The sequence below is a fragment of the Rathayibacter rathayi genome (assembly GCF_004011095.1).
Taxonomy (GTDB): Bacteria; Actinomycetota; Actinomycetes; order Actinomycetales; family Microbacteriaceae; genus Rathayibacter; species Rathayibacter rathayi.
Genome location: NZ_CP028129.1, coordinates 1313939 through 1338866, shown reverse-complemented (window position 1 = coordinate 1338866; position 24928 = coordinate 1313939). Strand labels below are relative to the sequence as shown.

Sequence of the window (24928 nt, the reverse complement as noted above, 5' to 3'; positions counted from 1 at the left end):
CGCCCCGGTCCGAGCCTCCGGCAGCACCTCCGCGCGGAGCAGGGGACGAGCGGGCGACGCGACTCCGCGCAGACCTACGGACGTGAGGACTTGGTGTGGCTGAATACATTTACTCGATGGTGCGCGCGAGAAAGGCGGTCGGCGACAAGCTGATCCTGGACGACGTGACCATGTCGTTCCTGCCCGGCGCGAAGATCGGCGTGGTCGGGCCCAACGGCGCCGGTAAGTCGACGATCCTGAAGATCATGGCGGGCTTGGACACACCCAGCAATGGCGAGGCGCGGCTGAGCCCGGGCTACTCCGTCGGCATTTTGATGCAGGAGCCGGAGCTCGATGAGAGCAAGACGGTGCTCGAGAACGTCCAGGAGGGTGTCGGCGAGATCAAGGGCAAGATCGACCGGTTTAACGAGATCTCGCTTGCGATGGCCGACCCGGACGCAGACTTCGACAGCCTCCTGGCCGAGATGGGTACCCTGCAGGAGGCCATCGACGCCGCCGACGCCTGGGACCTCGACTCGCAGCTGGAGCAGGCGATGGACGCGCTGCGCACCCCGCCGGGCGACTCCCCGGTCACCACTCTCTCAGGAGGTGAGAAGCGCCGCGTGGCGCTGACCAAGCTGCTGCTGCAGAAGCCGGACCTGCTGCTGCTCGACGAGCCCACCAACCACCTCGACGCCGAGAGCGTGCTCTGGCTGGAGCAGTTCCTCTCGAAGTACCCCGGCGCCGTTCTCGCCGTCACCCACGACCGGTACTTCCTCGACAACGTCGCGGAGTGGATCGCCGAGGTCGACCGCGGCCACTTGTACCCCTATGAGGGCAACTACTCGACCTACCTCGAGAAGAAGAGCGCACGCTTGGAGGTCCAGGGCAAGAAGGACGCCAAGCTCGCCAAGCGCCTCAGCACCGAGCTGGACTGGGTGCGCAGCAACGCCAAGGGCCGTCAGGCCAAGTCGAAGGCGCGCCTGGCGCGCTACGAGGAGATGGCGGCGGAGGCCGAGAAGACGCGCGTGCTCGACTTCGAGGAGATCGTCATCCCGGTCGGCCCGCGTTTGGGCGCTCAGGTGATCGACGCGAAGAAGCTGCACAAGCAGTTCGGCGAGCGCGTCCTGATCGACGACCTCAGCTTCACCCTGCCCCGCAACGGCATCGTCGGCGTCATCGGCCCGAACGGCGTCGGCAAGACGACGCTGTTCAAGACGATCGTCGGCTTCGAGCCGCTCGACTCGGGCGATCTGAAGATCGGCGAGACCGTCGACATCTCCTACGTCGACCAGAGCCGCGGCGGTATCGACCCGCAGAAGAACCTGTGGGAGGTGGTCTCTGACGGCCACGACTACATCACGGTCGGCAGGACCGAAATCCCGTCGCGCGCCTACGTCTCGCAGTTCGGCTTCAAGGGTCCTGACCAGCAGAAGAAGGCTGGAGTCCTCTCCGGCGGCGAGCGCAACCGCCTCAACTTGGCGCTGACGCTCAAGCAGGGCGGCAACCTGCTCCTGCTCGACGAGCCGACCAACGACCTCGACGTCGAGACCCTCGGCAGCCTCGAGAACGCGCTCCTCGAGTTCCCGGGCTGTGCCGTGGTGATCACCCACGACCGGTGGTTCCTCGATCGGATCGCTACCCACATCCTCGCCTACGAGGGCACCGAGGAGGACCCGGCCAACTGGTACTGGTTCGAGGGCAACTTCGACGCGTACGAGGAGAACAAAATCGAGCGCCTGGGGCCGGACGCGGCGAAGCCGCACCGTTCTGCCCACCGCAAGCTCACCCGCGACTGATGCGTCTGCACGTCGCCATTCCGCTGCGCTGGTCGGACTTCGACGCCTACGCGCACGTCAACAACGCCGAGATGCTGCGCCTGCTCGAGGAGGCGCGCATCCAGGCGTTCTGGAAGCCGGACTCACCGCAGGCCGGTGGAATGGCGACGGCGGTCCTCGACGCGCGCCCCGGTGCCTCGTCGATCAGCCTGATCGCGCGGCAGGAGATCGAGTACCTTGCACCGATCCCGTACATGCGTGCGCCGATCGACGTGGAGCTGTGGATTGGGCGGATCGGCGGGGCCAGCCTCGAGGTCTGCTATGAGCTGTACTCGCCCGCCGGCGTCGTCCCGCGGGTGCTCTTCACGAAGGCCGCCACCACGATTGTGCTGGTGACCGCCCGGACGGGACGGCCCGAGCGCATCCCGGAGGAGCTGCGCGAGGCGTGGGGCCCCTACGTCCAGGAGCCGGTCACGTTCTGGAAGCGGAGCTGATCCCGCGCGCCTTGACGGTCGATCCGAACGTGGAGGGCGGCTCCGGGTCGCGAGATGCGGTTCGGCTCGCCCGATGCGGGACGTCTCGCGAGCCGGACGTGTTCCCGCGAGCCGGAGCACGAGCGCCGCGCCTACGCCGACGGAACGCGGACCATGCCCTCCTGGGCGACGCTGGCCACCAGCAGACCGTCGCGGGTGTAGATCCGCCCGAGCGAGAGGCCGCGCCCGCCGGACGCGCTCGGCGCCTCCTGCACGTAGAGGAGCCACTGGTCTACCCGCGCGGGGCGATGCCACCACATCGCATGGTCGAGGCTCGCAATGCGCAGGCCCGGGGTGCTCCAGGCCGCGCCATGTCGGCGGAGCGTGGACTCGAGGATGGTGTAGTCGCTCGCGTAGGCGAGGGCCGCGCGGTGCAGCATCGCGTCGTCCGGCAGCGGGCCGAGCGAGCGCATCCACACGCTCTGGTGCGCCACCCGCTCGGGGTCGGCCCGGAGGTAGACGGGCTGCTCGACGTGCCGCACGTCGAAGGGGCGCTGGGTGGCCCAGAAGCTGCCGACCGGGTGGTTGACCCCCGCGAGGGTCTCCGCGGTGCTCGGCAGCGACTCCGGATCGGGGATACCCTCCGGCATTGGCTCCTGGTGGTCCAGACCCTCGTCCTCGGACTGGAACGACGCGATCATCGAGAGGATCGGCCGTCCGTTCTGGTACGCCTGCGTTCGGCGTGTGCAGAAAGAGCGGCCGTCGTGGATCCGGTCGACCGAGAACGTGATCGGGAGGGTGACGTCGCCCGGGCGGAGGAAGTAACCGTGCATCGAGTGCACCGAGCGCTCTTCGACGGTGCGGCCTGCCGCGATCAGCGACTGGGCGAGGACCTGGCCACCGAACACTCGCCCCTCGGGCATCCACTGCGACGGGCCCGTCGAGATGTCCTCACTGGTGCGGGCGCCCGTATCGACCAGATTGAGCGCGGTGAGGAACGAGGAAAGGGGGTCGGGCACGGTACCTCCGGGGTGTGTCGGGCGGCGGGCCACCTCGGGTAAGTTTATCGACGCGATGAGTTCGTCCTTCTCCCTGGCGGATCCGCCGAGCCTGTCGGATCTGCGCGTCTTCTTAGGCCGCTCGGCGCGGGTCGAGGACGGTGCGGTCCGGCTGCTCGCCGACGATCATGTGCTGGCCGCCTACACGCCGATCCTTCAGCCTCGCGGGCTGCTCGACCGCTCGGCCACCGTGCTGGGCCTGCGGGTCTTCGCGCTTGACGAGCCCGCCGAATTCGACCGGATCGTGCCGATCCGGGCGCTGTCGGACCGACTCGCCCGCCTGCAGTGGGAACCGGGCGGAGCGGACGGCAAGCCGGTCGTGCTGCCCGACGGCGACGACGCGACGGCAGGCCCCTGGGCGGGCGTCTCCCCGCCCCGCGGCGGCTGGACCCGACGCGAGCCCATCGACCCCGGTTTCCTGGAGCGCGTGGCACGGGAGGGGATCGACGAGATCGCGGCGGCCGTCGGCTCGGAGACTGGCGAGCAGATCGTCGGCCGCGTTCGTTCCGCGGTGTGGGGGCGTGCGCTCGACGGCCTCCCGGGCGTCCCCGCCGGTGCGGCGTTCGCGCTCTTCGCGCTCGGGTTCCTCGGCGCCGACGATCCGGTGGCTCTGCTGGAGAGCGGCGCCTGGCGTCGGTTCACGTCCCGGCGTGGTCACGTCCTCGTCCGCACTCCGGGCTGAGCCGCCGACTCCTCCTCGAAGCCGACTTACTCCTCGAAAGTGTTCACCATCGCGTGCGCGGCGCGTTCGAGGTAGTCCCAGAGCAGGGCGTCGTCGGCCGGTGCGAGCGCGAGGGCGTCGACCGCGGTGCGCATGTGCTGGAGCCAGTGGTCACGGGCTTCGGGGTTGATCCGGAACGGTTGGTGCCGCATCCGGAGCCTCGGGTGGCCCCGCTGCTCGCTGTAGGTGCCCGGCCCGCCCCAGTACTGCTCGAGGAAACCGGTGAGGCGCTGGATCGCGCCCTCGAGGTCGTGCTCGGGGTACATCGGCCAGAGCACCTCGTCCTCACGGACGCCCTCGTAGAACCGGCGCACCAGGCGCTCGAAGGTCGGTCGGCCGCCGAGGTGCTCCCAGAAGCTGCGCAGTGGAGGCGTGCCGCCGATCTGCAGGCCGCTCACGGGCGCTCCCTCGACGCTCCGGGAGTGCCTTCGTCGGTCGGCGGAGGCGTTGCGCCGCCGCGTCGCAGCGCGCGGGGAAGCCGAACGGGCTTGCCGTGTTCGGTGCTGATCGTGGGGGAGGGCGTGGTCCGCGGCGGCTTGGCGCCTCCGACGCTGGTGGCACCCTCGAAGCCCTCGAGCACGACGGTCGCGAGGGAGGGCAGCTTTACGTCGAGCGCGTCGAGCGATTTCTTCAGGCGCAGGCGCAGCTCGCGGGCGACGTCGTCCTTCGCGGTGGTGCGCGTCTTGACGACGACCCGGATGACCAGGGCGTCGTCGGCGATCGACTCCAGACCCCAGAGCTCAGGCTTGTCGATGATCCGGGCCCGCCACCGGCTGCTCGCGGCGAGCTCGTTCGCGGTCGCGAGGACAGTGGACTGCACCTGCTCGAGATCCGTTTCGTAGGGCACCGCGAGATCGACGATCACGCGGGACCAGCCCTGCGACATGTTGCCCACCCGGACGATCTCGCCGTTGCGGACGAACCAGAGGGTGCCGTTGACGTCGCGGATCTGGGTGACGCGGACGCCGACCGACTCGACCACGCCGGTGGCCTGGCCGGTGTCGACGACGTCCCCGACGCCGAGCTGGTCCTCCGCGACCATGAACAGACCGTTCAGCACGTCCTTCACGATGTTCTGGGCGCCGAAGCCCAGGCCCGCTCCGAGCGCGGCGGTCAACAGAGCGAAGGAGCCGATCAGATCCTTATCAATGGTCGTCACGATCATCACCAGGGCGATGACGACGATCAGGATCGAGCTGAGATTGTTCAGGATCGAGCCGAGGGTGCGCGTGCGCTGCACGACCCGGACGGCCGCGAGCGGCGAAGCGGCGATCGATTGCGTGTCCTCGACCCGCTGCCGGCGCTTCACACCTGAGACGATCTGGTCGACGACGCGGCCGATCACGAAATGCGCGATGACGCGCACCAGCAACGCGCCCAGCACGATCCCGAGGACCGCGATCACCTTCCAGAAGGCGTCGGACTCGAAGAAGGAGACGGTGGCGGCGACGGGATCCGGGGTGGAGGTCTGAGAAAGCAGCATGACCGTTCCAGGCTACGGGACGCCTCCCTCCGAGTCCGGTGCACGGGTGCCGCGCCCGTATAGATTCGAGTCGGGTCCGCTCGGGCCCGCACACCGCCCTCGGAAGGACGCCCGATGCTCCACTCCACCCGGACTCCCGCCGAGAAACGCCGCCTGTTCCGCGAGCGCCTCGCCTCGGGCGAGCTGCTTCAGCTGCCCGGTGCCTTCACTCCGCTCTCGGCGCGACTGATCGAGGCCAAGGGCTTCGACGGGATCTATGTATCGGGCGCCGTGCTCTCGGCCGAGTTGGGACTGCCGGACATCGGGCTGACCACCCTCTCCGAGGTCGCCGGCCGCGGGCAGCAGATCTCGCGGATGACCGACCTCCCGGTTCTGGTGGACGCCGACACCGGCTTCGGCGAGCCGTTGAATGTGGCGCGCACGGTGCAGATGCTCGAGGACGCCGGAGTCGCAGGGCTGCACATCGAGGACCAGGTGAACCCCAAGCGTTGCGGGCACCTGGACGGTAAGGCCGTCGTCGACGAGGCGACCTCGGTGCGCAGGATCGCCGCGGCGGTCGACGCGCGCCGTGACTCCGAGCTGGTGATCATGGCGCGCACCGACATCCGAGCCCTCGACGGGCTGCCGGCCGCGATCGACCGGGCGAAGCGGCTGGTCGACGCCGGGGCCGACGCGGTCTTCCCGGAGGCGATGCGCGACCTGTCCGAGTTCGAGGCGGTCCGCGCGGCGATCGACGTGCCGATCCTCGCCAACATGACGGAGTTCGGCAAGAGCGAGCTGTTCACGGCGCAGCAGCTCGCCGACGTCGGCGTGAACATCGTGATTCACCCGGTGTCGCTGCTGCGGATCGCGATGGGTGCGGCGATGCGCGCGCTCGACACCCTCAAGGCCGAGGGGTCGCTCCGTTCGCAGGTGCCCAGTATGCAGACGCGCGCAGAACTCTACGAGCTGCTGGATTACGCCTCCTACAGCCACTTCGACGAGGGCGTCTTCGACTTCTCACTCGCCGACCACTTCGGCGCATGATCGCACCGCACCAGCACCACCGGGCGGCGCTCACCGGCGCCGTCTCCCGCCTCTCGCGAAGGAGTGAAGAGATGAGCACGACTGACCAGGACATCCGCAAGGGACTCGTGGGGGTCGTCGTCGATACGACGGCGGTGTCGAAGGTCGACCCGGAGTCGAATGCGCTGCTCTATCGCGGCTATCCGGTGCAAGAGCTCGCCGCCGGGACCTCGTTCGAGGATGTGGCCTGGCTGCTCTGGCACGGCGAACTGCCCACGCGCGAACAGGCTGCGCAGCTCGCGGCCGTGGAGCGTGCCCATCGCGCCCTCGCCGCGGAGGTCCGCGCGGTGATCGACCAGCTACCGCTCTCGGCACATCCGATGGACGTGCTGCGGACGGCGGTCAGCGTCGTGGGTGCGCTCGAGTGTGATCCGGACGGCGACGCACCCGGGGCCGTGCTCGAGCGCTCCGTGCGGCTGTGGGCGGCTCTGCCTGCGATCGTCGCCTACTCGCAGCGACGCAGGCACGGCCTGGAGCCCGTCGAGCCTCGGGACGACCTGGGCTACTCCGAGAACTTCCTCTGGATGACGTTCGGAGCGGTGCCGGAGCCGGTAGTCGTGAATGCCTTCCGCGTCTCACTGGTGCTCTACGCCGAGCACTCCTTCAATGCGTCCACCTTCACCGCGCGCGTCGTGACGTCGACGCTCTCGGATGTCTACTCCGCCGTCACCGCGGCGGTCGGCGCGCTGAAGGGCCCGCTGCACGGCGGTGCGAACGAGGCGGTGCTCCACATGCTGGACGAGGTCGGCACCGGCACCGAGGCGACGCGGCGGGCGCAGGAGTGGCTCGCCGACGCGCTCGGGCACAAGCGGAAGGTGATGGGGTTCGGGCACAGGGTGTACAAGTCGGGAGACTCGCGCGTGCCGACGATGGACGCCGCGCTCCGCCGCCTCGCCGAGCACGAGGGCGCCGCCGAGCTGATGGAGCTCTACGACGCACTGGCCGAGGCGATGGCCCAGCGGACGGGCATCCTGCCCAACCTGGACTACCCGTCGGGTCCCGCCTACCGCCTGATGGGCTTCGACACCGAGACCTTCACGCCTCTGTTCGTGGCGGCGCGGGTGGTGGGCTGGACGGCGCATGTGATCGAGCAGCGCGGTTCGAACGCGCTGATCCGACCGCTCTCGGCGTACGACGGGCCGCAGCGCCGCTCGGTCCCGCAGCGCTGAGGCGTCACGGCACCGAGCGGCAGGGGATCAGCCCCGGGTGTCGCGCTCCTGGGCGCGGAGCGCGCGCTCCACGCCAGCCAGGTTCTCGATCACGAGGCGGCGCAGCGCCGGAATCTCCGGGTTCGCATCGAGCCAAGCGCGGGTGGCGTCGACGATCTGCTGCGAGGGCGTGGCGGCCGGGTAGAAGCCGACGACGAGGTACTCCGCAATCTTGTAGCTCTTAGACTCCCAGAGCGAGCGGAGGGCGTCGAAGTAGACCGGGATCATCGCGTCGAGCAGGCGCGGGTCGGCGACCCGCTGAAAGCCGAGGCCGGTCGAGCGGACGATCGTGTTCGGCGCCGAGTCGTCGGCTGTCACCGAGTCCCAGGCCGCTCGCTTCGCCTTCGCCGTCGGCAGAGCGGCGCGGGCGTGCGCCGCCGACTGCTGGCCGGTCGCCGTGTTGTCCGAGGCGAGTGCCGCGTCGATCTCCTCCGCTCCGGCGCGGCCTCCTGCGACGAGGGCGATCAGCAGCTCCCAGCCGAGATCGGTGTCGATGTCGAGGCCGTCCAGCGCTGCGGAGCCGTCGAGCAGCGCCTGCACGGCCTCGAGGTGGCCCGGGGTGGACGCGAGCACCGCGAAGAACCGGACGAACTGGAACTGCGCGTCGCTGCCGGCCTCGGCGCGCTGAGCGAGCGTCCAGAGCTGATCGCCCGCCTCCTCGACGACCTCGGCCCGGTACTGCGGAGCGACGTACTGGGTGGCCGTGGTGACGAGCTGGTTGAGGACCGTGCGCAGCGTCGTGGATTCGGTCTCGGTGGCGATGTTGCCGAGCACGAGGCGAACGAAGTCGCGCGGGGCGGTCTCGGCATCGCGGGTCGCGTCCCAGGCGGAGCCCCAGACCAGCGAGCGGGCCAGCGGGCTCTCGATGCCCGCGAGGTGTTCGATGGCGACGGCGAGCGAGTCCGCATCGAGACGGATCTTCGCATAGGCGAGGTCGTCGTCGTTGAGGAGAACGAGGGCCGGGCGGGTGCGCCCGATCAGCTCGGGCACCTCGGTGCGCTCACCGTCCACGTCGAGTTCGAGGCGGTCCACTCGGACGAGGCGCTCGCCCTCGAAGTCGTACAGCCCTATCGCGAGGCGGTGCGGGCGGACCGTCGGATACTCCTCGGCCGCACTCTGCAAGATCGCGAACGACGCGACCGCTCCGCTCTCGTCGACCGCGATCTCGGGGTGGAGCGTGTTCACGCCCGCCGTCTCGAGCCACTGCGCCGACCATTCGGTGAGGTCGCGCCCGCTGGTCGCCTCGAGTTCGACCAGCAGGTCTCGCAGCTCGGTGTTCGAGAACGCGTGCTTCACGAAGTACTCGTGCACTCCCGCGAGGAACTCCTTCTCGCCGACCCATGCAACGAGCTGCTTCAGCACCGAGGCACCTTTGGCGTAGGTGATGCCGTCGAAGTTGACCTGGACGTCCTCCAGGTCGTTGATCGTCGCGACGATCGGGTGCGTGGAGGGCAGCTGGTCCTGGCGGTAGGCCCAGCTCTTCTCCATCGCGGCGAACGTGGTCCATGCCTCGGTCCATTCGGTGGCCTCGGCGGTGGCGAGGGTGGAGGCGTATTCGGCGAACGACTCGTTCAGCCAGAGGTCGTTCCACCACTTCATCGTGACCAGGTCGCCGAACCACATGTGCGCGAGTTCGTGCAGGATCGTGACGACCCGGCGTTCCTTGACCGCGTCGGTCACCTTCGAGCGGAACACATAGGTCTCGGTGAAGGTCACCGCTCCCGCGTTCTCCATCGCTCCCGCGTTGAACTCGGGCACGAACAGCTGGTCGTACTTGGCGAACGGGTAGGGGACGCCGAACTTCTCCTCGTAGAACGCGAAACCCTGCTTCGTCTTCTCGAACACATAGTCGGCGTCGAGGAAGGGCGCGAGCGAGGCGCGGGCGAAGACGCCGAGCGGGATCGTGCGGCCGTCGGAGGAGACGAGGGAATCGGTCTCGACCACGTACGGCCCGGCGATGAGGGCTGTGATGTAGGAGGAGATGCGCGGCGTGGGCTCGAAGCTCCAGGTTGCCCTCCCCTCGCCCGCCGCGACGGGCGCGGGCGTCGGCTGGTTCGAGACGACCTGCCACTGCGCGGGCGCGGTGACGGTGAAGCGGAACAGAGCCTTGAGGTCCGGCTGCTCGAAGACCGCGAAGACGCGGCGGGAGTCGGGGACCTCGAACTGCGAGTACAGGTACACCTCCCCGTCGACAGGGTCGACGAAGCGGTGCAGGCCCTCGCCCGTATTGGTGTAGAGCGCGTCGGCGACGACGGTCAGCTCGTTGTCGGCGGCGAGGGAGTCGAGCCGGATGCGCATGCCGTCGGCGACGTCGGCCGGATCGAGCTCGACGCCGTTGAGGGTGACGGAGTGGACCGTGCGGGTAATCGCGTCGATGAAGCTGGACGCATGGTCGGTGGCGGAGAAGCGCACCGTGGTCGTGCTGAGGAAGGTCTCGGCACCCCGGGTCAGGTCCAGAGCGATGTCGTAATCGTGGACCTGGATCAGGGAGGCGCGCTGCTGCGCCTCGCTGCGGGTGAGGTTGTCTCCTGGCACGGGGGTGCTCCATCCGTTCGTCTCGGCGCTGCCGCAGGCGTCTGGGTGCGGACGCCGCCGATCCACCCTAGGGCCGTGGCGACCCGCCGGGGAGCCCCGCTGCTGCGATCCCCGGAGCCGCCTGGGAGCGGCGGCTGCGGCTCCTCGGAGCGGCGTACCGTGTCTCCATGACCTCTGTGCACTTCTGGTTTGATCCCTCCTGCCCGTGGGCCTGGATGACTTCGCGATTCGTGGACGAGGTGACCCCCGCCCGCGAGCTCGACGTGCAGTGGCACATCATGAGCCTCGCCGTCCTCAACGAGGACAAGGACGTGGACGACTTCTACCGCGCCTTCCTCCCTCGGGCGCTGCGCTACACGCGCCTGGTCGCCGCCGTCGCCGAGCGTGAGGGCCGCGAATACCTGAAGCCGCTCTATGACGCGCTCGGCACCCGGATCCATGTGGGCGGCCGCTCCGACGCCGACGCGGTCATCGCCGAGTCGCTCGCCGAGCTCGGGCTCCCCGCGGACCTCGCCGCGTACGCCGACTCGGACGAGTACGACGAGCCGATGCGCGCCTCCCACGCCGACGGCATCGGGCGCGTCGGTCAGGACGTCGGAACACCGGTTATCGCGATCGGAGACGTCGCGTTCTTCGGCCCGGTCATCTCACCGACCCCGCGGGGTGAGCAGGCGCTCACGCTCTGGGACGGCATCGTCGCGGCGGCCTCGTTCGATGGCTTCTTCGAACTCAAGCGCTCACGGACCCGCGACCCGCAGTTCGACTGACTCGGCCCGCGGTACTCTGACTCCCGGCCCGGGCACCGCGGGCCCCAGACGTCTCCTGGAGGAGTTCACTCGTGCGCATCCACCTCGCCACGGACCACGCAGGGCTGGACTTCAGCCGCCACCTGATCGAGCACCTGGGTGCCGCCGGCCACGAGGTGATCGACCACGGTCCCACCTCCTACGATCCGTTGGACGACTATCCGTCCTTCTGCATCAACGCCGCGGCCGCGGTCGTGCGCGATCAGGAGGCGGGGGTTCAGGCCCTCGGCGTCGTCTTCGGCGGCTCGGGCAATGGCGAGCAGATCGCGGCGAACAAGGTCACCGGTGTGCGTGCGGCTCTGGTCTGGAATCTCAGCACCGCGGTGCTCGCCCGCCAGCACAACGACGCCAACGTCATCTCGATCGGTGCGCGCCAGCACTCGGTCGAGGAGGCGACCGATTTCATCGACGCGTTCGTCGCCGAGCCCTTCAGCTTCGAGGAGCGCCATGTGCGCCGCATCGCGCAGCTCGCCGAGTACGAGGCCACCGGTGATATCGCCGGCCGGGTCGTCGACTCCGCCGCGAAGGAGCACTGAGTGCCCGAGGGGCACTCCGTCCACCGGATCGCGCTGCAGTTCGAGCGCGACGTCGTCGGGCACCGCGTCGCGACCAGCAGCCCCCAGGGTCGCTTCACCGAGGGAGCCGCGGTGCTCGACGGGCGGGAGCTGCGCGAGTCGACCGCTGTCGGCAAGCACCTGCTGCTCCGCTTCGAGGGGGAGCTGACCCTGCATGTGCACCTCGGCCTCTACGGCGCGTGGGACTTCCTCGGGCACGTCTCGCCGCTGTTCCCGGATGGGAAGGCCGGGAGCAGCATCGGCGCCCCGCGCCGTCGCCGCGCGGTGCGCCTCTCCGAGACGGAGCACGAGACCGACTCCGAACTCGACGAGTTCCCGCCGCCGCCCGTGGGGGCGGTGCGGGTGCGCATCCAGACGGAGGAGACCGTCGCCGACCTGCGCGGCCCCACCGCGTGCGAGGTGATGGACCCGGCCCAGGTCGACGCCCTGCTCGCACGGCTTGGCCCGGATCCGGCGGCCGAGGACTCCGAGGAGGCGCGCGAGCGCTTCGTGAGTCGGCTGCGCAAGACGGCCACTCCGGTCGGCCTGGTGCTGATGGACCAGTCCGTCGTCAGCGGCATCGGCAACATCTACCGCGCCGAGCTGCTGTACCGCGCCGGTCTGGATCCGCACACGCCCGGCAAGCAGGTGCCACTCGAGGTGGCGCAGGCGCTCTGGCGCGACTGGGCGTATCTGCTCGAGGACGGCATCCGAACGGGGATGATGATCACGCGCCGCGGCCTGACAGGGGCCGAGCGCTCGAAGGCCGTTCGCAGCCGCGCCGAGCGTAACTACGTCTACAAGCGCGAGGGGTTGCCGTGCCGGGTCTGCGGGACGAACGTCCTACTCGAGGAGATCGGTGCGCGCAAGCTCTACTGGTGCCCGGTGTGCCAGTCCTGAGCGCCGGAGCACAGGAGGCCCGCAGGCGCCGTGGCCACCGAGCGATCGTCACAGCGACCCGTCGGCTCCGGCGATGAGCCGCGGGCTCCTGCTGCGGGGCGCCCGTCTCCTCGGGTCCTCCAGGCCCTGTGCTGTGCTCCTGCGCGAGGGCCGGCTGGCGGCGATCGGTCCCGAGGTCGTGCCCGCACGGGGCGATGACGTGCGCGACCTCGACGGGCGCTGGCTCCTGCCCGGGCTCTGGGACGAGCACGTCCACTTTTCGCAGTGGGCGATGACGGCCCCGCGCCTAGACGTGTCGGCTGCCGCCTCAGCCCGCGAGACGGCGGACGCCGTGCGGCAGCGGCTGGCGGAGCAGCCGGGTGCCGGCACGCTGATCGGCTTCGGTTTCCGCGACGGGCTCTGGCCGGAGCCCCCGACGACCGCGCTGCTCGATGAGGTCTCTCCCGCGCGGCCGGTCGTGCTGATCAGCGGCGACCTGCACTGCGCCTGGCTGAATTCGGCCGCGTATCGGCAATACGGCGTCGCTGCGCAGCGAGAGCTCGTCCGTGAGGACCCCTGCTTCGAGCTGGTCACCGCGCTGGGCGCGCTCGGCGAGGACGAGCTCGATGCTCTGGTCGATACAGCGGCCGGGCGGGCGGCGGCACGGGGAGTAGTCGGCGTCGTCGACCTCGAAATGGGCTGGAACGCGGGCGACTGGACCCGCCGCGTCGGCCGCGGCACGCGCTCCCTTCGCGTCGAGACGGGCGTCTACCGCGACGACCTCGACCGGGCCCTGGCCGAGGGGCTGCGCTCGGGCGATGACCTCCCCGGCGGTGAGGGACTACTGCGGATGGGTCCACTCAAGGTCCTCATCGACGGCTCCCTGAACACCCGGACCGCCTACTGCGCCCACCCGTACGCCGACCACGACGGCTACGGCGTACTCACGGTGGAGCCCGCCGAACTCGACGAGCTGCTCGCCCGCGCGGCAGCCGGCGGCATCCGCTCGACGGTGCACGCGATCGGCGACGCGGCGGCGACCCTCGCCCTGGATGCGCTCGGCCGGGTGGGCGGGGGACGCATCGAGCACGCCCAGCTCCTCGCGGACACCGACCTGCCGCGTTTCGCGGCGCTCGGCGTCGAGGCCGGGGTGCAGCCCGCACATGCACTCGATGATCGCGAGGTGGCGGAGCGCTACTGGCCGGGACGCACCGGTCGCGCGTTCCCGCTCCGCTCGCTACTGGACTCCGGAGCGCGCGTGGTGCTCGGTTCGGATGCGCCAGTCGCACCGCTGGATCCGTGGGTCGCCGTCTCGGCCGCGGTCTTCCGGGCGCTCCCCGGCGACGAGCCGTGGCACCCGGAGCAGCGGATGAGTGTGGAGGAGGCGATCATCGCCTCGACCCGAGTGCGGCGGTTGATGCCCGCGATCGGCGATCCGGCCGACCTGGTCGTCGTCGAGCGTGATCCGCTCCGCTGCGACTGCGCCGAACTCCGCTCCATGCCTGTCGCGGCGACGCTCCTGGGCGGACGCTTCACGCACGGAGCCTGAGCGCTCGTCGCGGGCTGCGCGAGGCGGAGAGGACGAACGGCCCGCTGATCCGAGGATCAGCGGGCCGTCGCAGGCATCCTCGCTCAGCTCTCGCTGACGTGCGCGAAGAGGAACCAGCGGTCCTTCTCGAGGCCGCGGCCGATCTCGATGGCGACGTCCTGGCTGCTCGCGTCGATCTCGGCGAGCTCGGCGATCGCCGTGTTCACGACCGAGATCGCAACGTCCATCTGGCGGATGATCTCGACGATCGCGTTCTCGGAGCGCTGGAAGCCGGGGGTGAGCGGCTCGGACTGCGTCGCCGAGGCGACGGTCTGGATGCGGGCGTCCACCGGGAGGCCCAGAGCGACCACGCGCTCGGCGGCCAGATCAGCCCACTCGATGGCGCGGCCGACGATCGCGTCGAGCAGCTCGTGGACGCCGATGAAGTTGGCGCCGCGGACGTGCCAGTGCGCTTGCTTGCCGTTGACGACGAGCGCGGTCATCTCGACGACGACGGGGCTGAGGAATTGAGCGACTCCGGAGGCTACATCGGGGTTCGAGGAGGTGTGTGACGTGACGGACGTGCTAGACATCGTCTGGTCCTTTCGAGAGTGGGTGACTGATCGTCAACTGTACGCAGATCCCGCGATGCCGCAAGGAAGCGCAGGCTCGGCTGAGTCGGGTGAAGGGCAGGCTCACCTGCCTCGCCCGGCGCCGATCCGGGGGTCTGCCCCCGGGCGCCCTGGGCTCCGGCACCGCTACGCTCGACCGGCCAGCAGGGACGGCCGGATCGGCCGACAGGGGCGCAGGAGCACCGGCGAGGAGGGGCATATGAGCACCGCGTCGACCGCGCTCGAGGAGGCCGCTCGCGCGTACCTTCGGCTGTGGCGCGGGCTGCCCCGGGAGGCGCTCTCGCTCGTCGCCGCCGTGCCCGTCGCTATGCTCGGCGCCCTCTGCGCGGGCCTTGCTCTCGCGGTGACCCTCGGACTCGTGGGCGTCCTGATCGGCCTCGTCTTCTTGCCGGCCGCCCTCTACACGGCGCGCGTATTCTCCCGCGCCGCCGTCGGCCTCGACGTCCTCGCCGGGCGCCCCGCCGTGCCGCACCCGCAGTGGCGGCGGCCACCGGCCTCCATCGCGCCGTCGACGTTCGCCCTGTACGGCCCCGTGATAGATGGCCACTACTGGCTCGCGCTGCTGCACACGCTCGTCGTCGGTCCACTCGTCGCCCTGCTGTTCGGGCTGCTTCTCGCGCTGTGGACCTGGGCGGGGATCGGCGGGCTGGCGGCCGCCCTGGGGGCGCCGCCGGCCCCGCCCGTCTGCTGGCCGAGAACGGCGCCGCGCTGCTGAACCTCTCGGAGCCGCCCGCCGCGATGATCGCCGCGGCCGCGCTCGCCACGACGGTCCTCTTCGTCTCTACGCTGCCGTTTGTCACCCGGGGCCTCACCCTCGCGCGCTGGCTCATCAACCGATTGGTGCTGGGGCCGTGGGAGTCCGAGGCGCTGCAGCGCGAGGTCGCCGAGCTGAGTGCCTCCCGTGGTGCGGCCGTGGTCGCTGAGGATCGCGCTCTGCGTCGGCTCGAGCGCGACATCCACGACGGCCCGCAGCAGCGACTAATCCGGGTGCAGATGGATCTCGCCTCTGCTCGCAACCGCCTCACCGCCGATCCGGAGTCGGCCGGCCGGATCATCGACGAGGCCCGCGAGCACGTCGGAGCTGCACTCGATGAGCTGCGGGCGCTCTCCCGTGGAGTAGCGCCGCCGATCCTGCAAGACCGGGGCTTCGAGGCGGCCGTGCACTCGCTCGCCGCCCTGAGCCCCGTGCCGGTCGAGGTGCTCGCGGAGCATCCGCTCGGGGACGTCCCGCCCGAGGTCGAGCGCAGCGTCTACTTTGTGGTCGCCGAGCTGCTCGCCAATGCGTCCAAGCACTCGAGTGCGCGATCGGTGCGGGTGCACCTGGACACGCGCGAATCCGCCACACCGGGGGAGCACTGGCTCGACGTCTGGGTCATCGACGATGGGGTCGGGGGAGCGTTGAGCGTCCCCGGTCACGGGCTCGAGGGAGTCGGTGGCCGCGTCCGGGCCTGCGCGGGATCGTCACGGTGAACTCGCCCCTCGGTGGCCCGAGCACCGTGGCCGTCCACGTTCCCTACCGGCCGACCGCTCTATCCTGAGGGCGTGCCCATCCTCCGCGTCGCCATCGCCGAGGACTCGGTCCTCCTGCGCGAGGGTCTGGTCCGTCTCTTCGAGGACGCGGGATTCGCCTCCGTCGGCGCCTTCGGGGATGCTGGTGGTCTGCTCGAGGATCTCGTCCGTGACCCTGCCGCGGTCGATGTCGCCGTACTCGATGTGCGGATGCCGCCGACGTTCCGGGACGAGGGCGTTCGTGCGGCGCTCGAGATCCGCCGCCGCCACCCGGGCATCGCGGTCCTGCTTCTCAGCCAGTACGTCGAGGTCACCTACGCGCAGGAGCTGCTCAGTTCCGGCGACGGCGGGCTGGGCTACCTGCTGAAGGACCGGGTCGCTTCCGTGGAGGAACTGCGCGACGCCGTCGAGCGCGTCGCGGCCGGCGGAACCGTCCTCGATCCGCAGGTCGTCGCTTCGCTCCTGCAGCGCAACCGCGATCCGCTCGCCGCCCTCACCCCGCGCGAGCGCGAGGTGCTGGAGCAGATGGCGCAGGGCCGCACCAACGCGGGAATCGCCTCCGCCCTGTTCGTCGGCGTGGGGGCCGTGGAGAAGAACGTGACCGCGATCTTCCAGAAGCTCGGACTGGAGGACTCCGGCTCCGATCACCGCCGAGTACTGGCCGTGCTCGCCTGGCTGCGCGCCGGCCGCTGAGTTCGAGAGTAAAAGAGGACCACCGGATGTCATCTACCCCCGCGGCGGGCGCTCGCGTGCTCACCCTGCCCGGCGGCCGCACGCCCGAGATCGCCGCCACGGCCTGGATCGCTCCGGGCGCGACCGTGGTCGGCTCCGTGCGGCTGGGCGAGCAGGCGAGCCTGTGGTACGGCGCCGTGCTCCGTGCCGAACACGCCCGGATCGAGGTCGGCGCCCGCAGCAATCTGCAGGACGGCGTGGTCGTCCATGTCGACGCCGGTCACGACGCCGTGATCGGTGCGGGCGTCTCGGTCGGGCACAACGCCGTCCTCCACGGCTGCACGATCGAGGACGACGTGCTGGTGGGGATGAACGCGACCGTCTTGAACGGAGCGGTGATCGGCACCGGCTCGCTCATCGCCGCGGGTGCAGTCGTGCTGGAGGGGACCCGCGTCCCGCCGGGCTCGCTCGTCGCCGGCGTCCCCGCGAAGGTCCGCCGCGAGCTGTCCGAGCAGGAGCGGGCGGGCATTCGCCACAACGCCGCCTCGTACCTCGCACTGAGGGAGGAGCACGTCGGCGCGATCAGCTGATCACCGGCTGAGGAGCGCGCGGGGAAGTCGGCTCAGACCGATGCGCAGTCGCGTCAGGCGGGCACGGCGGAGCGCGGCTGCCGACGGCCCCACCTCGGGGTGCTCCGCACAGAAGCCGGACTCCGCCGGCCATAGGGCCTCGGCGAGGAGGCGATGGCGACGGTGCAGCGGCGTCGAGCGGAAGGCGCGGACCCAGGCCAGAGTCCGCCCGCGATGCGCGTTCGACGGGTGCAGGACCCAGTCGGCGTAGGCCTGGACGTTCTGCGGAGGCGGCACCCCGAGGCGGGTGAGGAACGGAGCGAGTGTGGCGGTCGCGTCGGTGGTGTCGGCCAGACGCAGCAGTGCGTCGATCGAGAGGTCGGCGCGCCCGCTGCTCCACCGGTGCACGAGTCCATCGAGCTCTCGCCGGCCGCGAACGGCGGCTGGATGGCGAAGGGCGTGCAGCGCGAGAACGGCGCTGTTCGCGACCGGATCCGCGACCAGGACCGCCGCACCGGCCAGCTCGGCCGGCAGCCTCCGCGCCCACAGCTCGTCGAAGACCCCACAGCTCGTCGAAGACCCCACAGCTCGTCGAAGACCCCACAGCTCGTCGAAGACCCCACAGCTCGTCGAAGACTCTGTCGCTCGGAGCCAGGAATCCGGGAAAGGCGTGGTGCACGTCGATGTCGCACGGCCACTGGTCGTGCAGCAGCGTCACCGAGTGCAGCGGCAGGATCCGCGGGGCCGACATCCCTGGTCGCTCCCGCCAGCCCCGCAGGTGCAACTCCGTGAGGAGATCGGCGAGGCGGGCGGGCTCGACCAGAACATCGACATCGCCGGAGCGGTGCGCGTCGCGAAGGTCCTGCGCCTCCAGGACCGGGCCCGTGACCGAGAGACAGCGGATCCCCCGGTCACGGGCGAGGCGACCGACCAGCGCGTGCCCGAGCAGGATCGCGTCGTCGGTGTGCAGCCGGCCGATCATCCGCAGGCGTCGGTGGAGGGCGCAGGAGAGGCCTCGAGAACCCGAGCGCGGCCAGTGTGCAGAGAAAGGCCAGGACGTCCTCGCAGATGTCGTCCTCCCGCTCTCCGGTGAGCACCGCGAGGCGCACGACCATCGCCTCCGCAGAGCAGGGAGCGGCGGTTTGCCGCCAGATCAGCGGAGCGGCGCCCTCCAGGAGGACGGGGTGCGCACCCGGGGCACCAAGGTCGAGGATCGTCGTACGGTCCTCCCGATCGAGGACCGCCAATCCCGACGTGCGGGACCACAGTTCCCTCGCCGCTGCTGCCTGCGCGCTGCCTCTTCCTCGTCGTCCTCCGGGGCGGAAGACCACATCCTCCGCCCCGGACCCTCGGTCAGCCGTCGAGTTCTGCCGTGCTCAGGCCGAACGTCAGTTCAGGGTTCTGGACGCCGGCGTAGATGAAGCCGGAGGGGTTATCGCCCCCGACGATCGCGTTGTAGACCCCGGTCACGTCGAACGCTCCGGTCTGCGGATCAATCGGAACGAGGAATCCGGCGTCGCGGCGCAAGTCGACGCGGCCGGGCGAGGGTTCGGAGAAGCTCAGGACGACCTGCGCCGGCAACGGTCCGCCGGTCACCGAGACGGTCCCGGTCAGGGTGGGGAAGTCGACTCGCGAGCCGTTCCGCGTCCCGCGGTACTGCGCCGGGTTGAACGCGATGGAGCCGGAGCGCGGCTCCGGGTCGGTGACGCTGATGGTCGCTGTGCCCGCCGTGTACCCGTCAATGGAGGCGATCACTGTGCCAGTGACGACGGCGGAGGGGCAGGTGACGCCGGGGACCACGAAGGTCCCGTCGGCCTGGATGGGCGCGCTGCCTGGGCCGCTGAAGCCGGGGGAGTAGTGCAGAAGCACGACGGCCGGGACGGGCCCCGAGACGTATCCGGTCAGCGCGATGGTGCCGAGGCCGGTGTGGTTCACGTAGGTACTGGGCGCGAAACCGACCGAGTCGGTCTCGGAGGCGGCGAGTGCCGGCGTCGCGACAGCAAGGGCAATCACCGGCACGGACCAGCCCGCGGCGCGCAGGGCGGCTCGTCGGGTCGGTTGCGTCGTCGAAGCAGGACGGGCGGGGTTCTCAGTCATTCAGCGTTCTCCTTGTTACTGATCGCGGTTACTGATCGCGGCGGGGAGGGGTTCCGAGCCGCCTGGTCGATCATCACAATCAGGTCACTGAAACGGGGACAGGACAGTCATATGTCCCGCAAACGAGGGGTCAGTGTCGGACCTGCGGGGGTCGTCGTTCGATCGTGCGGCCGGGCAGCGGCGGGATCAGGCGCGGAGCGCATCGCGATGCCGCCTCGACGGGGGAACCGAGGAGTGGCGGAGGAGAAGACGGAGGGGCTGACGAGAATCGAACTCGCATCATCTGTTTGGAAGACAGAGGCTTTACCACTAAGCTACAGCCCCGAATCGGCGACCTGAGGGCTGCGATCGGCGCGGACCGATCTCACGACCGGGCACCAGGACAGCGTAGTACATCACGCGAGGGCCGGGAGCACTGCCGTGAAGAGCGCCACGACCGGGGCTGTGACCGGCCCGCGGGCCACTGCCGCGCCGTTCCGGTCGCAGTGGCCGCCGTGCAGTACACTTGTGAAGGCCATTTCGGCGTGTCGCGCGAGCGGACGTGCGGGGAGGGTTCGACGAGAGTCTCATGCACGGTGCCCAGGCCCGCGCAATCCGGGGCGTAGCTCAGCTTGGCTAGAGCGCCCGCTTTGGGAGCGGGAGGTCGCAGGTTCGAATCCTGTCGCCCCGACCACGAGTACTCATCGTGACGACATCGACCCGTGACGACCGTCATCCGGCGCCGACACCAACCAGCACAGGAGATCCCCTCACGTGAAGACCACGGTAGAACAGCTGAGCCCGACCCGCGTGAAGCTCGCGATTTCGGTCACCCCGGACGAACTCGGCCCCAGCATCACGCACGCCTATGGCCACATCGCCGAGCAGATCACCGTCCCCGGCTTCCGCAAGGGCAAGGTCCCTCCCGCGATCGTCGATCAGCGCGTCGGCAAGGCGGCCGTGCTCGAGCACGCGGTCAACGAGGGTCTGGACGGCTTTTACCGTGAGGCCGTTCGCGAGACCGAGGTCCGCCCCCTGGGCCGTCCGCAGGCCGACATCCTCGCCTGGCCGAGCGATAAGGACTTCACCGGCGACCTCGAACTCGCCATTGAGGTCGATGTGCGCCCCGAGATCACCATCCCGGACTACGACGGCATCGAGCTGACCGTCGACGCGGCAGGGGTCACCGACACCGATGTCGACGCCGAGCTGGACAAGCTCCGTAGCCGATTCGGCACTCTGGTTACCGTCGACCGCCCGGCGACGACCGGTGACTTCGCGCAGATCGACCTGGTCGCCACCATCGACGGGGTCGAGGTCGACTCCGCCAACGCCATTTCCTACGAACTCGGTTCGGGCGAGCTGATCGAGGGCATCGACGAGGCGCTCGACTCGCTGACCGCCGGGGAGAGCACCACCTTCACCGCCCCGCTGCTCGGAGGCGACCACGCCGGCGAGCAGGCCGAGATCGCGGTCACCCTCACCGCCGTCAAGGAGCGCGAGCTGCCGGATGGCGACGACGACTTCGCTCAGATCGCCAGCGAGTTCGACACGATCGCCGAGCTGCGCGAGTCGCTCACGGCACAGTCCGCTCAGCAGAAGACCTTCGGCCAGGGCGGCGAGGCTCGCGAGAAGCTCGTCGAGGCGCTGCTCGCCCTCGTCGAGGTCCCCGTGCCGGCCGGTCTCGTCGAGGACGAGGTGCACCGCCACCTCGAGGGCGAGAACCGCCTCGAGGACGACGAGCACCGCGCCGAGGTCACGGAGGCCAGCGAGAAGACCTTCAGGACGCAAATCCTTCTCGACCACATCGTCGAGCAGGAGAAGGTCCAGGTCAGCCAGGACGAGCTCACGCAGTACCTGATCCAGGGTGCTGCGCAGTACGGCATGGAGCCGAGCGAGTTCATTAAGGTCCTGTCCGAGAACAACCAGATCGGCCAGATGGTCGGCGAGGTCGCGCGCAACAAGGCGCTCGCGATCGTCCTGGGCAAGGCGAAGGTCACTGACACCGAGGGCAACGCCGTCGACCTCACCGCGTTCACCGCGGTCCCCGGTGACGATGAGGCCGGCGAGACCTCCGATGAGTCCGCCGAGTCCGTCACCTCCGAGGAAACCGAGGTCGTCGAGGAGGCCCAGGCCGCCGCCGACGCCGAGGTGCCCGCCGAGCCCGCCGCGGACGAGGTGCCCGCCCCGGCCCCCAAGAAGAAGCGTGCGCCCGCGAAGAAGAAGGTCGCCGCTGCCACCGAGGAGACCCCCGCCGCCGAGTAGTCTCCGCGAGCACGACCAGGAGCCGCCCCCCCGATTCGTCGGAGGGCGGCTCCTTTCGTCGGTGGGGCTCCGCTCCGCCGCGGGCGAACACGGGCGACTCCGCTCCGCCCCCGGCGAACACGGCCGGATCCCTCTGGTGCCGTCCGATAGATTCGCCTCCGAAGCGACAACTGAAACGGAGCAATACATGGCCGACATGGTTATGCCCAACAGTGTTTTCGACCGCCTGCTGAAGGACCGGATCATCTGGCTCGGTTCCGAGGTGCGCGACGAGAACGCGAACGAGATCGCTGCGAAGCTCCTGCTCCTGGCAGCCGAGGACTCCGAGCGGGACATCTACCTCTACATCAACTCGCCCGGCGGCTCGATCACCGCGGGCATGGCGATCTACGACACGATGCAGTTCGTCCCGAACGACATCGTGACCGTGGGTATCGGAATGGCGGCCTCGATGGGCCAGCTGCTCCTCACCGCCGGAACCCAGGGCAAGCGCTACATCACCCCGAACGCGCGGGTGCTCCTCCACCAGCCGCACGGCGGCTTCGGCGGTACCGCCTCCGACATCCAGACCCAGGCGCAGCTCATCCTCGACATGAAGAAGCGCCTCGCCGAGATCACCGCCAAGGCGACCGGCAAGACCGTCGAGCAGGTTAATGAGGACGGCGACCGCGACCGCTGGTTCAGCGCCGAGGAGGCTCTGGCCTACGGCTTCGTCGACCACATCCGCTCCTCGGCGACCGACGTGGCCGGCGGTGGCGGAACCGCCATCGACGAGTAGTCCACCGAACGCGCCGAGAGATCAGGAACAGACAATGACCACACCCACCTTCGGCGGAACGGCGTTCGGCTCCGGAGCCGCACCGTCCTCGCGCTACATCCTGCCCACGTTCGAGGAGCGCACGGCCTACGGCTACAAGCGCCAGGACCCGTACGCGAAGCTCTTCGAGGACCGCATCATCTTCCTCGGCGTGCAGGTCGACGACGCCTCCGCGGACGACATCATGGCCCAGCTCCTCGTCCTGGAGAGCCAGGACCCGGACCGCGACATCGTGATGTACATCAATTCGCCCGGCGGCTCCTTCACCGCGATGACGGCCATCTACGACACGATGCAGTACATCCGCCCGCACATCCAGACGGTCGTGCTCGGCCAGGCCGCCTCCGCAGCTGCCGTACTGACTGCCGCGGGCACGCCGGGCAAGCGCCTCGCCCTGCCGAACGCGCGCATCCTCATCCACCAGCCCGCCGTGCAGCAGGGCGGAGGCCAGGCCTCGGACATCGAGATCCAGGCCGCCGAAATCATGCGCATGCGCGAGTGGCTCGAGGAGACGCTGTCGAGTCACTCGAACCGCTCGATCGAGCAGGTCAAGAAGGACATCGACCGCGACAAGATCCTCGGTGCGAGCGACGCGCTCGAGTACGGGTTGATCGACCAGGTCCTCACCAGCCGCAAGAGTCTGCCGGCTCTCACGGCCTGAGACCCGACGCGGAAGGGGCCGGAAGGCGGAGTGATCCGCTGCCCGGCCCCTTCCGCGTCCGCCCCGGCCCCGTAGCAAAGCGCCACGCGAGTCACAAGGCACGGCGAATCCGGCCCGCCTACCGAGCGTCCGCGGCTCAGCGGCTAGGCTCGGAGCAGTGTCCGAGGGGATCGTCCCGCTCACACTCGCCGTGGCCCCGGGCTCCGGAGTTCGACTCGACAGACGCACGACAAGGAAGTGGGGCATTCCCGTGGCACGTATTGGCGAAAGCGCCGACCTGCTGAAGTGCTCCTTCTGCGGCAAGAGTCAGAAGCAGGTTCAGCAGCTCATCGCAGGACCGGGCGTCTACATCTGCGACGAGTGCGTCGAACTCTGCAACGAGATCATCGAGGAGCGCCTCTCCGAGTCGAGCGAGGAGACGAGCCACGAGTTCGACCTGCCGAAGCCAAAGGAGATCTTCGGCTTCCTCGAGGAGTACGTCATCGGGCAGGAGCAGGCCAAGAAGGCCCTCGCCGTCGCGGTCTACAACCATTACAAGCGAGTGCGTGCCCGCAACACCATCACGGCCGCCGACGCGATCCACGACGAGGTCGAGATCGCCAAGAGCAACATTCTGCTCATCGGGCCCACCGGTTGCGGTAAGACCTACCTCGCTCAAACCCTCGCTAAACGGCTCAACGTTCCCTTCGCGGTCGCCGATGCGACGGCCCTCACCGAGGCGGGCTATGTGGGCGAGGACGTCGAGAACATCCTGCTCAAGCTCATTCAGGCCGCCGATTACGACGTGAAGCGCGCCGAGACGGGCATCATTTACATCGACGAAGTCGACAAGATCGCGCGGAAGGCCGAGAACCCCTCCATCACTCGCGATGTCTCGGGCGAGGGAGTTCAGCAGGCATTGCTGAAGATCCTCGAGGGAACCGTGGCCTCGGTGCCGCCGCAGGGCGGGCGGAAGCACCCGCATCAGGAGTTCATCCAGATCGACACGACGAACGTCCTCTTCATCGTGGCCGGCGCCTTCGCCGGCCTCGAGGACATCATTTCGTCGCGGGCGGGCAAGCGCGGTATCGGCTTTGGAGCTCCGCTGCACAACAAGGACGACGAGATCAACATCTTCAGTGAGGTGCTCCCAGAGGACCTGCACAAGTTCGGACTGATCCCCGAGTTCATCGGACGTCTTCCCGTCGTCACCACGGTCACGCAGCTGGACCAGCATGCACTGATGCAGATCCTCACCGAGCCGCGTAACGCACTCGTGAAGCAGTACCAGCGGATGTTCGAGATCGATGGCGTCGAACTCGAGTTCGACCGCGGTGCACTCGAGGCCATCGCCGACCTGGCGGTCCTGCGCCAGACCGGCGCCCGCGGGCTGCGCGCGATCCTCGAGGAGGTGCTGGGCCCGATCATGTTCGAGGTGCCCTCTTCCGACGAGGTGGCGCGCGTCGTCGTCACCCGGGCGGCTGTTCTCGACAATGCTGCGCCGACGATCGTGCCGCATGCCCCGCGCCGTCAAGAGAAGAGCGCCTAGGCATTCTCGCTCCACCGCGCCAGTTCACCGTGATTGGCCCGGCAGGTCGACGGGCCCGAGACTCCCGCCTCCCTACTCTGGCGGAGTGCACAGCAGGTGTGCCCGGGGGTCGGCGGCTTCCGGCTGACGCCC

The 24928-nt window shown here is 69.5% G+C and carries 24 protein-coding genes and 2 tRNA genes; 18 read left to right on the top strand and 8 right to left on the bottom strand.

Annotated features, from left to right (window positions below; genetic code table 11):
- Positions 1-95 precede the first annotated feature (95 nt).
- Positions 96-1778, top strand: coding sequence for an energy-dependent translational throttle protein EttA (ettA, locus tag C1O28_RS06545; protein WP_097165864.1), 1683 nt, complete (start codon positions 96-98; stop codon positions 1776-1778).
- Complete coding sequence (locus C1O28_RS06540) at positions 1778-2251, top strand: acyl-CoA thioesterase (protein ID WP_097165865.1); 474 nt, start codon at positions 1778-1780, stop codon at positions 2249-2251. Before ettA ends, C1O28_RS06540 begins: the two co-directional genes overlap by 1 nt.
- A gap of 131 nt (positions 2252-2382) precedes the next feature.
- On the opposite strand, the gene C1O28_RS06535 is transcribed toward C1O28_RS06540, so the two are convergent.
- Positions 2383-3249: an acyl-CoA thioesterase gene (locus C1O28_RS06535; protein WP_097165866.1), complete on the bottom strand. Its 867-nt coding sequence runs from the start codon at positions 3247-3249 to the stop codon at positions 2383-2385.
- 55 nt (positions 3250-3304) lie between these two features.
- Here C1O28_RS06535 and C1O28_RS06530 point away from each other — a divergent pair, with 55 nt between their 5' ends.
- On the top strand, positions 3305-3970 hold the full coding sequence (locus C1O28_RS06530) for a DUF8185 domain-containing protein (protein WP_097165867.1): 666 nt from the start codon (positions 3305-3307) through the stop codon (positions 3968-3970).
- 26 nt (positions 3971-3996) lie between these two features.
- On the opposite strand, the gene C1O28_RS06525 is transcribed toward C1O28_RS06530, so the two are convergent.
- Positions 3997-4407 (bottom strand): globin, encoded by a 411-nt coding sequence (locus C1O28_RS06525; protein WP_419866644.1) that lies wholly within the window; start codon positions 4405-4407, stop codon positions 3997-3999.
- Positions 4404-5492 (bottom strand): mechanosensitive ion channel family protein, encoded by a 1089-nt coding sequence (locus C1O28_RS06520; RefSeq protein ID WP_097165868.1) that lies wholly within the window; start codon positions 5490-5492, stop codon positions 4404-4406. The genes C1O28_RS06525 and C1O28_RS06520 overlap by 4 nt, the downstream gene beginning before the upstream one ends.
- 114 nt (positions 5493-5606) lie before the next feature.
- On the opposite strand from C1O28_RS06520, the gene prpB reads away from it, so the two are divergent.
- Entirely contained in the window at positions 5607-6518 is a 912-nt protein-coding gene (gene prpB / locus C1O28_RS06515) for a methylisocitrate lyase (protein WP_097165869.1), read from the top strand.
- A gap of 71 nt (positions 6519-6589) precedes the next feature.
- A complete protein-coding gene (locus tag C1O28_RS06510) occupies positions 6590-7726 on the top strand; it encodes a bifunctional 2-methylcitrate synthase/citrate synthase (RefSeq protein WP_097165870.1) in 1137 nt (378 codons plus the stop codon).
- A gap of 27 nt (positions 7727-7753) precedes the next feature.
- Here the strand turns inward: C1O28_RS06510 and pepN are convergent, their stop codons facing one another.
- Entirely contained in the window at positions 7754-10300 is a 2547-nt protein-coding gene (gene pepN, locus C1O28_RS06505; RefSeq protein WP_097165871.1) for an aminopeptidase N, read from the bottom strand.
- Between the two features lie 167 nt (positions 10301-10467).
- Between pepN and C1O28_RS06500 the strand changes: the two genes are divergently transcribed.
- From C1O28_RS06500 to C1O28_RS06485, 4 genes are all read left to right on the top strand, one after another.
- Entirely contained in the window at positions 10468-11067 is a 600-nt protein-coding gene (locus tag C1O28_RS06500) for a mycothiol-dependent nitroreductase Rv2466c family protein (RefSeq protein ID WP_097165872.1), read from the top strand.
- 71 nt (positions 11068-11138) lie between these two features.
- Complete coding sequence (locus C1O28_RS06495) at positions 11139-11642, top strand: ribose-5-phosphate isomerase (RefSeq protein ID WP_097165873.1); 504 nt, start codon at positions 11139-11141, stop codon at positions 11640-11642.
- On the top strand, positions 11643-12560 hold the full coding sequence (locus C1O28_RS06490) for an Fpg/Nei family DNA glycosylase (RefSeq protein ID WP_097165874.1): 918 nt from the start codon (positions 11643-11645) through the stop codon (positions 12558-12560).
- A 73-nt stretch (positions 12561-12633) separates the two neighbouring features.
- On the top strand, positions 12634-14088 hold the full coding sequence (locus C1O28_RS06485; protein ID WP_097165875.1) for an amidohydrolase: 1455 nt from the start codon (positions 12634-12636) through the stop codon (positions 14086-14088).
- A gap of 83 nt (positions 14089-14171) precedes the next feature.
- Here C1O28_RS06485 and C1O28_RS06480 read toward each other — a convergent pair whose 3' ends face one another.
- Positions 14172-14660 (bottom strand): Dps family protein, encoded by a 489-nt coding sequence (locus C1O28_RS06480; RefSeq protein ID WP_097165876.1) that lies wholly within the window; start codon positions 14658-14660, stop codon positions 14172-14174.
- 238 nt (positions 14661-14898) lie between these two features.
- Between C1O28_RS06480 and C1O28_RS06475 the strand changes: the two genes are divergently transcribed.
- The 4 genes from C1O28_RS06475 (at position 14899) to C1O28_RS06460 (ending at position 17470) form a co-directional block, all read left to right on the top strand.
- The gene (locus C1O28_RS06475) at positions 14899-15414 is read left to right on the top strand and encodes a sensor domain-containing protein (protein ID WP_164861107.1); all 516 of its coding nucleotides are present in this window, start codon (positions 14899-14901) and stop codon (positions 15412-15414) included.
- Positions 15321-16169 carry a sensor histidine kinase gene (locus tag C1O28_RS06470; protein ID WP_164861106.1) on the top strand — a complete coding sequence of 283 codons (849 nt, stop codon included), beginning with the start codon at positions 15321-15323 and terminating at the stop codon, positions 16167-16169. The genes C1O28_RS06475 and C1O28_RS06470 overlap by 94 nt, the downstream gene beginning before the upstream one ends.
- A gap of 72 nt (positions 16170-16241) precedes the next feature.
- On the top strand, positions 16242-16901 hold the full coding sequence (locus C1O28_RS06465) for a response regulator transcription factor (RefSeq protein ID WP_097165878.1): 660 nt from the start codon (positions 16242-16244) through the stop codon (positions 16899-16901).
- 26 nt (positions 16902-16927) lie between these two features.
- Positions 16928-17470 (top strand): gamma carbonic anhydrase family protein, encoded by a 543-nt coding sequence (locus C1O28_RS06460; protein WP_097165879.1) that lies wholly within the window; start codon positions 16928-16930, stop codon positions 17468-17470.
- On the opposite strand, the gene C1O28_RS06455 is transcribed toward C1O28_RS06460, so the two are convergent.
- The 3 genes from C1O28_RS06455 to C1O28_RS06445 all read right to left on the bottom strand — a co-directional run bounded on the left by C1O28_RS06455 (position 17471) and on the right by C1O28_RS06445 (position 19870).
- Positions 17471-18034 carry a hypothetical protein gene (locus C1O28_RS06455; protein ID WP_097165880.1) on the bottom strand — a complete coding sequence of 188 codons (564 nt, stop codon included), beginning with the start codon at positions 18032-18034 and terminating at the stop codon, positions 17471-17473.
- A gap of 768 nt (positions 18035-18802) precedes the next feature.
- A complete protein-coding gene (locus C1O28_RS06450; protein WP_097165882.1) occupies positions 18803-19546 on the bottom strand; it encodes a hypothetical protein in 744 nt (247 codons plus the stop codon).
- Between the two features lie 253 nt (positions 19547-19799).
- Positions 19800-19870 (bottom strand) — tRNA-Gly (locus C1O28_RS06445).
- Between the two features lie 271 nt (positions 19871-20141).
- On the opposite strand from C1O28_RS06445, the gene C1O28_RS06440 reads away from it, so the two are divergent.
- The 5 genes from C1O28_RS06440 to clpX all read left to right on the top strand — a co-directional run bounded on the left by C1O28_RS06440 (position 20142) and on the right by clpX (position 24796).
- Positions 20142-20219: transfer RNA gene (locus tag C1O28_RS06440), tRNA-Pro, on the top strand.
- A gap of 80 nt (positions 20220-20299) precedes the next feature.
- On the top strand, positions 20300-21790 hold the full coding sequence (gene tig, locus C1O28_RS06435; protein WP_097165883.1) for a trigger factor: 1491 nt from the start codon (positions 20300-20302) through the stop codon (positions 21788-21790).
- Positions 21791-21977: 187 nt separating this feature from the next.
- The gene (locus C1O28_RS06430) at positions 21978-22568 is read left to right on the top strand and encodes an ATP-dependent Clp protease proteolytic subunit (RefSeq protein ID WP_097165884.1); all 591 of its coding nucleotides are present in this window, start codon (positions 21978-21980) and stop codon (positions 22566-22568) included.
- 34 nt (positions 22569-22602) lie between these two features.
- Complete coding sequence (locus tag C1O28_RS06425) at positions 22603-23268, top strand: ATP-dependent Clp protease proteolytic subunit (protein WP_097165885.1); 666 nt, start codon at positions 22603-22605, stop codon at positions 23266-23268.
- 250 nt (positions 23269-23518) lie between these two features.
- Positions 23519-24796 carry an ATP-dependent Clp protease ATP-binding subunit ClpX gene (gene clpX, locus C1O28_RS06420; RefSeq protein WP_097165886.1) on the top strand — a complete coding sequence of 426 codons (1278 nt, stop codon included), beginning with the start codon at positions 23519-23521 and terminating at the stop codon, positions 24794-24796.
- Positions 24797-24928: the final 132 nt, after the last annotated feature.

What these genes read in the sequence shown, in the direction of transcription:
- C1O28_RS06475 (WP_164861107.1), top strand. Translation starts at nt 14,899, where the DNA reads ATGAGCACCGCGTCGACCGCGCTCGAGGAGGCCGCTCGCGCGTACCTT.
- C1O28_RS06500 (WP_097165872.1), top strand. Translation starts at nt 10,468, where the DNA reads ATGACCTCTGTGCACTTCTGGTTTGATCCCTCCTGCCCGTGGGCCTGG.
- C1O28_RS06485 (WP_097165875.1), top strand. Translation starts at nt 12,634, where the DNA reads ATGAGCCGCGGGCTCCTGCTGCGGGGCGCCCGTCTCCTCGGGTCCTCC.
- C1O28_RS06460 (WP_097165879.1), top strand. Translation starts at nt 16,928, where the DNA reads ATGTCATCTACCCCCGCGGCGGGCGCTCGCGTGCTCACCCTGCCCGGC.
- C1O28_RS06520 (WP_097165868.1), bottom strand. Translation starts at nt 5,492, where the DNA reads ATGCTGCTTTCTCAGACCTCCACCCCGGATCCCGTCGCCGCCACCGTC.
- C1O28_RS06430 (WP_097165884.1), top strand. Translation starts at nt 21,978, where the DNA reads ATGGCCGACATGGTTATGCCCAACAGTGTTTTCGACCGCCTGCTGAAG.
- C1O28_RS06480 (WP_097165876.1), bottom strand. Translation starts at nt 14,660, where the DNA reads ATGTCTAGCACGTCCGTCACGTCACACACCTCCTCGAACCCCGATGTA.
- C1O28_RS06450 (WP_097165882.1), bottom strand. Translation starts at nt 19,546, where the DNA reads ATGACTGAGAACCCCGCCCGTCCTGCTTCGACGACGCAACCGACCCGA.
- C1O28_RS06540 (WP_097165865.1), top strand. Translation starts at nt 1,778, where the DNA reads ATGCGTCTGCACGTCGCCATTCCGCTGCGCTGGTCGGACTTCGACGCC.
- prpB (WP_097165869.1), top strand. Translation starts at nt 5,607, where the DNA reads ATGCTCCACTCCACCCGGACTCCCGCCGAGAAACGCCGCCTGTTCCGC.
- C1O28_RS06510 (WP_097165870.1), top strand. Translation starts at nt 6,590, where the DNA reads ATGAGCACGACTGACCAGGACATCCGCAAGGGACTCGTGGGGGTCGTC.
- C1O28_RS06530 (WP_097165867.1), top strand. Translation starts at nt 3,305, where the DNA reads ATGAGTTCGTCCTTCTCCCTGGCGGATCCGCCGAGCCTGTCGGATCTG.
- C1O28_RS06425 (WP_097165885.1), top strand. Translation starts at nt 22,603, where the DNA reads ATGACCACACCCACCTTCGGCGGAACGGCGTTCGGCTCCGGAGCCGCA.